This window comes from Methylomonas lenta (assembly GCF_001644015.1).
In the GTDB taxonomy this organism is placed as follows: domain Bacteria; phylum Pseudomonadota; class Gammaproteobacteria; order Methylococcales; family Methylomonadaceae; genus Methylomonas; species Methylomonas lenta.
This window is the reverse complement of record NZ_LUUI01000052.1, coordinates 1-5,850: the sequence shown is the minus strand read 5'-3', so window position 1 is coordinate 5,850 and position 5,850 is coordinate 1. Positions and strand designations below refer to the sequence as shown.

7 protein-coding genes are annotated in these 5,850 nt (G+C 48.6%); 5 read left to right on the top strand and 2 right to left on the bottom strand.

The features are described 5' to 3' along the window. Positions 1 to 924: 924 nt before the first annotated feature. Entirely contained in the window at positions 925 to 2,493 is a 1,569-nt protein-coding gene (locus tag A1359_RS03705) for a Fic family protein (protein ID WP_066978215.1), read from the bottom strand. Positions 2,494 to 2,752: 259 nt separating this feature from the next. Next, on the bottom strand, positions 2,753 to 3,193 hold the full coding sequence (locus tag A1359_RS03700; protein ID WP_066978212.1) for a hypothetical protein: 441 nt from the start codon (positions 3,191 to 3,193) through the stop codon (positions 2,753 to 2,755). Positions 3,194 to 3,283: 90 nt separating this feature from the next. On the opposite strand from A1359_RS03700, the gene A1359_RS23410 reads away from it, so the two are divergent. From A1359_RS23410 to A1359_RS03675, 5 genes are all read left to right on the top strand, one after another. Further along, complete coding sequence (locus A1359_RS23410) at positions 3,284 to 3,406, top strand: hypothetical protein (RefSeq protein ID WP_269747875.1); 123 nt, start codon at positions 3,284 to 3,286, stop codon at positions 3,404 to 3,406. Between the two features lie 657 nt (positions 3,407 to 4,063). Continuing rightward, positions 4,064 to 4,411 (top strand): hypothetical protein, encoded by a 348-nt coding sequence (locus tag A1359_RS03690; protein ID WP_066978206.1) that lies wholly within the window; start codon positions 4,064 to 4,066, stop codon positions 4,409 to 4,411. A 36-nt stretch (positions 4,412 to 4,447) separates the two neighbouring features. Further along, the gene (locus tag A1359_RS03685) at positions 4,448 to 5,110 is read left to right on the top strand and encodes an integrase domain-containing protein (protein ID WP_066978203.1); all 663 of its coding nucleotides are present in this window, start codon (positions 4,448 to 4,450) and stop codon (positions 5,108 to 5,110) included. Continuing rightward, positions 5,094 to 5,486, top strand: a complete 393-nt coding sequence (locus tag A1359_RS03680; protein ID WP_066978200.1) for a hypothetical protein — start codon at positions 5,094 to 5,096, stop codon at positions 5,484 to 5,486. The genes A1359_RS03685 and A1359_RS03680 overlap by 17 nt, the downstream gene beginning before the upstream one ends. Then, positions 5,483 to 5,791 carry a DUF1173 family protein gene (locus tag A1359_RS03675; RefSeq protein WP_066978198.1) on the top strand — a complete coding sequence of 103 codons (309 nt, stop codon included), beginning with the start codon at positions 5,483 to 5,485 and terminating at the stop codon, positions 5,789 to 5,791. The genes A1359_RS03680 and A1359_RS03675 overlap by 4 nt, the downstream gene beginning before the upstream one ends. The last annotated feature ends 59 nt before the right edge of the window (positions 5,792 to 5,850 follow it).

Sequence of the window (5,850 nt, the reverse complement as noted above, 5' to 3'; positions counted from 1 at the left end):
TTAATTTTGGCGAAATCCTAAACAGGCACCGCCCATTATTGAAAGGGTAGAAACAGACGAACATGAATAAAATGAATTGTTCTCAATTTTAGAACTGACTTTCAATCAAAAAGGGCATTAAAACCACCTCAGTCGGGTCGACTAATCGGATGCGGTGGTGTACGCTGAAACACAATTTCCCCTGGTCAGTTTTCAATCGGCGCCAACACCAATAAATAAAATCATGTTTAAAATTTGTCGCAAATTTGACGCAATTAACCGATTTTTTCATCCCGGAAAACTCCTAAAAGTCCCGGATGTACCAGCATGATATTTGCCGAAATAGCACGGCTTTTTAGGGTACATTGAAACACTGAGATGGATTCGAACGAGGCGATTCATTGCCCGGATTTCTCCGGTTTTATTGTTGTGCTGTGTTGCCATAGCTGCGTCAAATTTGCGACATTTGGAAAAAGTTGCGACAATAAAAAAGGGCTGGCGATTGCTCGCCAGCCCTTTATTTTTATATGGTGCTCAGACCTCAATCGAATCAAGCCTGTAAACCAATAAAATCAACATTATTTAAAAAATTTTTCGAAAGTTACTGGAATTGTTACTGCATTTTTAATTTGCTGCCTACTGTGAGTACGAAAAACGGAATCACAGAGCGAGGCCACTTGATCGAAATGCTCCATTTTTTAGCTAGCCGAGCCTTGAGGCTCTTTGAATAAAAATGGGACTTTTTAAAGAGAACCAGAGAACTAAGGGAACTATCAATAATAACGAGGGCTGCAGAAGTTCTCTACGATTTTGGTCGAGGGAACCGAGAGAAAAAATCATTTTTTGACTTGCCTCATCGACAACTATCTAGACTGTCGCCGCTCATTTTTAGTGGTTATTTATTAGCTTTCAAATCACCGGTACTCGGCAGAATTCGTAGTAGCCTTACTCACCGCTCTCGTCAGATATTCCAATAACCGATATGCCGAACTCGTCCTGCACGATTTTAATGATCTCCGAACCAATATCTGCTTCACTTAGCAAAGGAAACTCTTTGCAAAGTTTGTTTGAAATTTTGCCATGGGAATTACGAATCGAACGAATGATGCGATCAATATCCGTGTCTGGGCCATCCAGGACCTCTTTAATTCGGGCGCGAGTGACACGGATGCTACGCAAATAACCCGCTTCTTTGCGCATTTCCTGGTTAATCGTCTGATCGATGATTTGGACAAGGTATTCGCAGTGTGCGGTCAAGTCGGGATATCGCCAAACCGAACAAGCATCGGCGTAGCTATTACAGTAAAAATTGTAATCAACGCCATCGGCACCTTTGCTCTGCGATCCAAAATGGTAGTGATCTTGATAATGCCGCATCAATGGTTTTGAAAGCACTTCCAATATTTGATCGTACCCATATCGGTTTTGGGAAGAACTAATAATGGTTGCTGAGACAGGTAAAATAAAAGGCGCGGGTATTGCCTGATCACGACGCAAGCTATCGTTGATTAGGAACCGGGAAATACGGCCATTACCATCCGCCATAGGATGGATATACACAAACCCAAATGACAATACTGCCGCTCTGACCAGGGGGGATTTATCGAGTGTTCGACCCGCGAACTCCGAAAGACCCGATAACATCGATTCGGTGTCTTCCCAGTGCGGCGCTATGTAATGAACAATGGTTAAGGCCTGAAAATCATTTTCACCGACAAATACCGGTGATTGCCTAAGACCATAGCGTGTCGCCCTTGAGCCCAGGATTTCGGCCTGTAATTCCGATAAGGACGATAAACCCAGTGGATTTTCAATCTGTCCGCAGTGTTTTTCCATGACAGCGGCAAAGCGCTTTATCCGATCAGTCTGTTGGTCTTCGTGCTCAATGCTAAAGCTTGCCTGACTCTCCTTGACCGTGAGCCACACAGCGCTGCGCATGAGTAAATCCTGACCATACTCAGCTTCGAGGTTGCTCAGGCTTTGTTGGCAATCATAGGATTCGGCGGCTTTTACCTTATTCGTTAGATAAATCACCGGGCAATAGTTGCGGTTACCTGGCAAATTATTACGAACCCGCCAGCGCTGATTGTTGTCAGGGTTGCTTGCCGTAAAATAATGCTTGGCGTCAATGGCGTCGACATAATTGCCAACGCTCACACCCTTGAAGTTTAATTGCCGACCGGTCAGCCATTCATAAAAAAAACCCGTTCGCCGCGCATATTGGCCACTGGGTTCAGCATTAACCCATTCTTCAATTTCGGTAACCGGAACAACTTCAAACAGTCGCGCTAAAAATTCGAGATGAATGCCTTCACGCTTGAGCGCAAAAGTCATATGATCCAAGAAGGTATCTTCCGGCTTGAAGGCTGGCGGATAGAATTCATGAATAAGCCCATCGACTCGCTCGGTTGAGCGCGATTTTACGATTTGGCTATCTATTCGAAACGGTTGAACAGTCTTGATGTTGTACCTTTCAGCCAGCCATCGATAGCCCGCCCACTGACCTAAAGACATATAAAACAGCTCCAATTAATCATTTTTTGCCTATCATATTAATTTCTTATATAGAATTAAACAAAATTAAAAGAAATCATATAAAGACAGATATTCGTTGTTGGGCTGGATGGTTAGATTAGAACTTTTGATGATCACGTCTATTAACGCCAGTTGAAACCTCACAACAGCCGGTATTGCCACTCTGAGCAAACCCGAGCGCTTTAACTGCTCTTGGTTCCGCCTCAATTTTCACGGCCGAATTTCCCGAAAATCATGCTTATCCTTGAAGCTGAATTGTCCAGTAAAATCCAACGCCGTCCAGCCTGTGTTTTCCTTTTAACCAATTGAAATAATATGAAAAAATCATTTGACACTGGCTCGGAATCAACCCCAAAATAGCCCCGCACGTAGAATTTTTCAGGACGAAATTTTCATAGATCTGTTGGCTCAGCAGTTGAAATAGGGAGCAAAACCAACTCATTGTCCCTGTATCGGGATGGCATGAAGCCGTTGGCAGCATGTGTCCGTGCGCTTTAGGTGACGCGTCCACTATATAAATTTTTTTTTTGGTGCAGATGGGGTGTTGAAAATGCTCTATCTGGGTCGGCAGGGAAAATGCGCCTTGATGAAAGGCACAGTCGCTGTCGATATTTATATTCATCAACGATCGTCTGCCGATCGCTGAGTAATCCAAAGCGCCTTGATGGCGCAAACTCATAGACCGCGCGAGTAGAGTTTCGAAAGGCGGTGTTGCCGTTGCGCGTGTGCAGACGCGCAGAAATTTTGCCTGGAACCCCGGTTCCGCAAAATGGATACTGAAAGGTCGTTTGACCAATTCAGTGGTGGCAATCGTTCGCTATGGTTTTATATCAATCGTCCCCATCTGGATCGGCGTCAGGCGACTGCCTGCCCGCCAGAGCAAGGCGATTGAACGTCTCTTAAGAATCCCGTCGTCCCGTTTACAGATCGGCCTGTGCCACCGGCAGTCGCGTTTGCCGGCGAAACAGCTGATTGCGTCACGCGGATTGGATTCGGATTCCCTTCAAAGTTATACCCAGACGTTCGAAGAATGTCTTCTGGTACATACCCAAGCCCGCTGTTTCGCCGTTTCTAAAAAACAGAAACAGAACGGGATTTAAGCATTTCCATTAAGTAAATCAACCGGATGCCTGCGTAACCGTCGCGGGTTTTGCCGGGTCAGTCTGTCACGAACGTGTAAGGGGCCGAGTTTAGCGTCGCAATTGGACGCTGAATGCGTCTGGCCAGCACCCCGAGTTCGTCACCGACCGACAAAAATTACTCGCCCGCGCAGCGAGTCATAAGCCGCGCACCTCACACTGGGTATACACCTCCGCCGGGTAGGCAACCCGTGCGTCAACACTCATCGTCATGAGTTTGGCCTTGTATACCAAAGTGGGGTTGGAGCCGGGGTCCCCCGCTCATGACGAAAGAAAAACCTGTTTTACCAAGGCCGCCCCGGCTCCCTTGTTCAAAGCCGACTGCTGATGCGCATGGCATTGCCCATGAAATCAGTCCCAGTCCGCTTTGGACAAGGGAGTCAGTTGTCCACTTTTATCGGAGGTTAACCATGTCAATCGATCGACCTGACAAATACCAAGTAAACCAGACTGACCTATTCGCGTGTGTCAGTCCTCTTGATAAACAAGCGCCAAAACCATTGACGGCGAGTCGAAAGCGCGGCCGCAATCTCGGCCTGGGCAGTCGCAACCTGACCCGAGTCGGAAAAACCTGCGCCCATCAATCGGGCAAGGCCTTTTCTACGCGCGGCACACTCGCCGAGCGCTGGTCGGTGTTTGCCAAATGGTTGGAACAAACTCAAGGCATCAAACGCATGCAGGACATTACTCGCGACCATGCGATGGCCTATGGCCAGGCATTGAAAGCACGGGTGGAACGTCATGAATTGAAAGCCTAGACCGCCCAACTCTATGTCTCGGACGTCAACAGCATCATGAAGTCGGCAACGCAAGGCCAATGGCTAACGGTCAGTCCGACCCGGGATTGCGGCATCCCTAAAAGGCGCTACATTCCGGCAACCAGCAAAGCCATGCCACAGTCGCAGCACGACCAGTTGCAAACCAGCGTCGACGATGAACACATTACCGTGTTGCTGAATCTGCAACGGACATTAGGTTTGCGTTTCAAGGAATCGGCCTTACTGGATGCACAAAAAGCCTGGCGCCAGGCACAACGGGAATGCCGCATCACAGTTTTTAGCGGCACCAAAGGCGGCAAACGGCGCCAGGTGCCGGTCTCAGCAGAAGCCTTGGTGGCATTGAAAAAAGCAGCCAACTTGCAGGACGGACCCACGATGATTCCCGCCAATCTGCGCTATGTCGATTTTCGCGACCATTGCTATCGTCAAGCACAACAACAGCACTTTCATTTTCACGGCCAGCGCCATCATTATGCCCAGCAGCGTTACCAAGCATTAACCGGCGTCCCGGCACCGATCAACACCGATACTGCAAAATCGGCCTGGCATGCCTACATGGCAATGCAGCTTCACATTGACGAAGCCACCGCCGAAACACTGGATCACCTCGCCCGCAGCATCCTGTCTCAGGAACTGGGCCACGAGCGTCTGGAGGTGGTGCGTGTCTATATTGGTTAAACAGATCCAGTCCCTGGCCCACCACTATGTCCGCCAGGGCGCCAAAGCCCATCGCCGCTTGCAGGTCGGCCGCATGATCAAGTTCGTCGAATTCATCGAGCAGACCGAGCGACCGCACAACCTGCATGAAATCGGCAAACGCCACGTCATTGCCTTCTGGAAAACCCACCGCGATCTGGCCCCGAAAACCGCGCATGCCTATTGGTTGGCGTTATGCGTGATATGGGAATGGACCGACAAACCGGGCCAGCCTCCCAAGCCGTTGTGTATTGCCGAATGTGACACAGAACACAAACCTGCCGGGATCCCCAAAACCAGTGGAAACCAGCACAACATCAGCGATCAAAATACGTTGCATGAGGGGGATCAGCCATGAGCGAATTATTTCTGGATGAGGAAACCTACGACTATCTGTGGCTGACCGACCGCAGCAATACCAAGGCCCAAAAGATATTGCGCCGGTATCATGGCTGCAACGACCGACCCCGCTGTCAGTGTTTGACAGATGAGCGAAATCGGGAATTGGTCATCAAAGCCCGTGGCCCACGTTTTTATCTGGCGCGCAAAGCCGAGACCAGTCATCACCATGCTGAATGGTGTCTTTTGTACGAACCACCGGAAACCGGAGGCCCATCCGCCAAACAAAAACCAGCTGTTCAATACCGGAAAATTTCAAGCTAGTTGTCGCCTCAATGTAAAATTTTATGCGGCTATTTTGTCCGGATTAACGACCTCCTGAG